This window comes from Nitrospinota bacterium (assembly GCA_009873635.1).
GTDB lineage: Bacteria > Nitrospinota > Nitrospinia > Nitrospinales > VA-1 > LS-NOB.
On the sequence record WAHY01000003.1, the window covers coordinates 3,736 to 7,206 of the forward strand.

The window sequence follows — 3,471 nt, forward strand, 5'->3', positions numbered from 1 at the left end:
CCGGTCTTTACCGCAAGCACGGCCCCAGATATAAGGGTCACTCCCAGGATTGGATAGTATATAAACTTGTGGATTCGATTCTGGGTTTTTCTGAGACCTTCAGCTTCTTCAGCAGATTTAAGCCGCAAACGGAAAACAACAGAAAGAGATTGCAGAAACAAGGTTCCAATGACCAGGCACATGGATATCATGTGCAGGGTGAGAAAAAAGTTCTTCATTTAAATAGTCCGTAAAGTCAGGATTCATCAGGGCTGGTTGTTTGAGACTCACTTGCCCAGTAGGTGCGGCTGGAAATAATCAATGCCATTCCTATACCACAATAAATTGCTGCTACCACCACATAACCCCCAAGATATTCGTTGTAGAAGCGCAAGAGAATTCCAAGCCCCATCATTAAAGGGATCAGAATATAAAACGGTTTAGCAAAAATCTGATGGATGTGTACAGGATCTTCCAATCCATGAATCCGGGCTTTATTTTTCCTGGCAGTTTTGCTTAATACAAATTTCCCCTTAACAAGGCCAATCAGCACAGCTGTAATTACGGAAAGGATGATGGCTATCTGGGTAGAGTGTTGCTCCTGCCCGGCAAGTTGATACAAACCAAATCCGCGAAAAATCAGGAATAGCCCAATAATGCACCATAACCCTCCGGCGATAGAAATAAGGCTGTTTTTATTCAAAAGAACCCCCATTTGAGATGATTACGAGTTAGATGATAATAGCAGGTAAAAGTTTCATCTGCATCCTGCAATGTTGCCAATCAACTGGATCTTGGTATGTTTCCTCTTACTAAGCGGACAGACATTCTGCCACTTTTGCTCTTGTAAAGAGGCCGCACTTCTCCGTTTTTAAAGTCGAATAAAGAACCGTAGCTTCCCCCTTCTCCTTTCAGCCAGACGGTAGACTGACCTCCGGGAGGAAAGGCCGATTCTAAATGGTTTTCTTTCTCATATTTATCATGATTTGTTACTTCGGGATTATATAAGGTTCGTATTTCATCCTCGACGGGTAACCGCCAGTCCTGGAAGCCACAAAACTTGATGCCGTTCATATAAATTGAGAATTCATGAGCTTCATCCCAGGTGAACCATTTAGCTTCTCTTTGCCAGCCATCTTCCCGGAGCCACATTAGAGTGGTTTTTGTGTCGGTGAGGGTGCCATCCTGATTATCTTTAAATCTTTCTGAATCAGACATTTATTTAACAAATTTAAGTTAGAGGAATAGTATCCCAGGGAATTTTTTTCAACCTTGCTTTTAAACCTTCCAGATCAAAAGTTGGAGGGTTTTGAAAAACCTTATCATTAATAATACTATCAAACGAGTATTTTAAAAGTTTATTGGACCAGGCAATTAGAGGAGTCCCAAACAAAATGCGTTTTACAGTACTGCGTGAAATCTTTACCTGGGAATTGGAATTCATTAATACAGGGTTGTCGTGAAGCACATCTACTGTTTTTATAGCCATCCATAATGGCCAGATACAAAACAGGCGCAACGCGATCTCGGTTCTGGGAATTGCCAGAGTGAACTTTAAGGCATCGTTCAAATGTCCAACGGTTTTGCCCAACAAACCTTCCAGAATAAGCAGGTTTTTATCCGTAGATTCTCCGGAATGAAATTCCTCTACGGTCATACCCTTTTCTGAAATGATGCTCCGGGGTATGTATGACCAGCCTCTTTCACGATCGGCGATAATGTCTTTAGATATATTGGTCATTTGTAAACCGAGACCGAATGACACGGCATTTTGGCGCATGATATTTTTTGCTTTCTCGGGAAGGTTTGAAAGTTTTTGGAAGAAAAGGTTGCATAACATTTCTCCAACAACGCCTGCTACAAAATAACAATAATCCTCGAGATCTTGTAAGTTTTCCAATGGCGTAATTTTTCCGAACTCAAAGCGGTTTTGAAAAAAGGCCATGCCCTTTGCCATTTTTGCAACGGAAGGGGCGATTTGATCCTGGTGGTTTTGAGGGAGAGAATCATAGACATTAAACACTCTTGAAACCTGATGAAGTAGATCCAGGTCGTCAGGGGTTCCATCAACAGACTGGCACTCCTCAAGCCAAGCGGGAAGATTTTTTTTACGGTGCTCCCGGTCTTCTATCATCTGGGAGAACTCTAAAAGTAACCGGCTTTTAATTTTTGGGTCCAGTTTTGCCGCGTCTTCAACTGTGTCTACAGTCCGGCAAAATAGGTATGCGGTGAGAATGCTTCGGTGAAGTTCGCCTCTTAGAACGGAAATGTTAAGCGCAAAGGTTCTGCTAACTTTGGGAAGCTTTTGTACGCAATAGGTCCAGTCGTCCATTCTTGCAAAAAACCCTCAGGGTGATAGCGGGGAATAAGATTCAGGGCGCTTTCAGGAAAATGAGAGATGCCTGAAATAATGAGATTTCATTTGCCTTGACTCTCAACATGCTGGTTTTCATCAGGAATGGAGTGCTTTTTCTTCCAAGCCTTCAACCCTTTTGGCAATTTTTAATATTTCAGAATGCACCTGGTTGATGATGTCTTCCGGTGTGCTGGTCCCTGCTGTAATACCTACATGTTGTTTGCCGATGAACCATTCCTGATCCAGCTGGTGAAATGATTCGATATGGTGCGCCTCAACACCTTTTTCTTCGCAAACGTGAACCAGCTTTTTCGTATTAGAAGAATTAAAGCCACCTATTACAATCATCAAATCGACTTGATCTGCCAATTCATGCACTGCCACCTGCCGATCCTGGGTAGGTTGGCAAATAGTATTCACAAACGCCACATCGTCCACATAATCAAGAGCCCTGATTTTTTCAACGAGGCTCTCAACTTTGTCAGTTTGTTGAGTGGTTTGAGACACAATTCCAAGTTTCCGGTTGCCAGAAGCCTTTATTTTTTCAAAATCATCTTCATTATTGATGACCAAATGCGCATCAAGATCACCTACGATACCTTTAACCTCCACATGATCTTTCTGCCCAATCACGACAGGGAAATAGCCCTTTGTTACCAGTGACTTAATAGTTTGGTGAACCCTCATAACCAGCGGACAACTTGCGTCATAAACTATAAAACCCGCATCGTGTAATTGCTTTTTGGTTTTCTCAGCCGCTCCATGCGCTGTGATCATGACTTTTTTGGTTCTGATTTGGTCTATTTCTTCAATTCCGGGTACGAGTGAGACCCCGTTTTGTTTTAAAGATTCGCTGACCTGGGGGTTGTGGACTAATTGACCTACGATTGTCAGGTCGGAATGGAATTCTGGAGACATGGCAAGGTCAATTGCATCGCGAACTCCAAAACAGGTACCCATTGCGCTGGCAAGGGAGACTTTCATTATATATTCCTCATTTATGAATTTAAAACAAACCGGTGATTTAGCAGCTTAAATAATAACAAACTGAGTAAGGGTTTTAAATAAAAAACCCTTATTTGGTGAAGAGGTTTTTTATTGCCTGCCAGGTGGTTTGACGGCCAATATCAGCGATC

General features: G+C 42.3%; 5 protein-coding genes. All 5 read right to left on the minus strand.

Features of this window, described 5'->3' with window-relative positions; translation table 11 throughout:
• A partial coding sequence (locus tag F3741_02715; protein MZG29711.1) for a hypothetical protein occupies positions 1-218 on the minus strand: 218 nt, incomplete at its 3' end.
• Between the two features lie 17 nt (positions 219-235).
• Positions 236-682 (minus strand): hypothetical protein, encoded by a 447-nt coding sequence (locus F3741_02720; protein MZG29712.1) that lies wholly within the window; start codon positions 680-682, stop codon positions 236-238.
• A gap of 80 nt (positions 683-762) precedes the next feature.
• Positions 763-1,197 (minus strand): DUF1566 domain-containing protein, encoded by a 435-nt coding sequence (locus F3741_02725; GenBank protein ID MZG29713.1) that lies wholly within the window; start codon positions 1,195-1,197, stop codon positions 763-765.
• 13 nt (positions 1,198-1,210) lie between these two features.
• Positions 1,211-2,311 (minus strand): phytoene/squalene synthase family protein, encoded by a 1,101-nt coding sequence (locus F3741_02730; protein MZG29714.1) that lies wholly within the window; start codon positions 2,309-2,311, stop codon positions 1,211-1,213.
• A gap of 120 nt (positions 2,312-2,431) precedes the next feature.
• Positions 2,432-3,319, minus strand: a complete 888-nt coding sequence (ispH, locus tag F3741_02735; GenBank protein MZG29715.1) for a 4-hydroxy-3-methylbut-2-enyl diphosphate reductase — start codon at positions 3,317-3,319, stop codon at positions 2,432-2,434.
• Positions 3,320-3,471: the final 152 nt, after the last annotated feature.

Excerpts from the sequence above, each read along its gene's own strand:
- F3741_02725 (MZG29713.1), bottom strand. The coding sequence starts at position 1,197 with ATGTCTGATTCAGAAAGATTTAAAGATAATCAGGATGGCACCCTCACC.
- F3741_02730 (MZG29714.1), bottom strand. The coding sequence starts at position 2,311 with ATGGACGACTGGACCTATTGCGTACAAAAGCTTCCCAAAGTTAGCAGA.
- ispH (MZG29715.1), bottom strand. The coding sequence starts at position 3,319 with ATGAAAGTCTCCCTTGCCAGCGCAATGGGTACCTGTTTTGGAGTTCGC.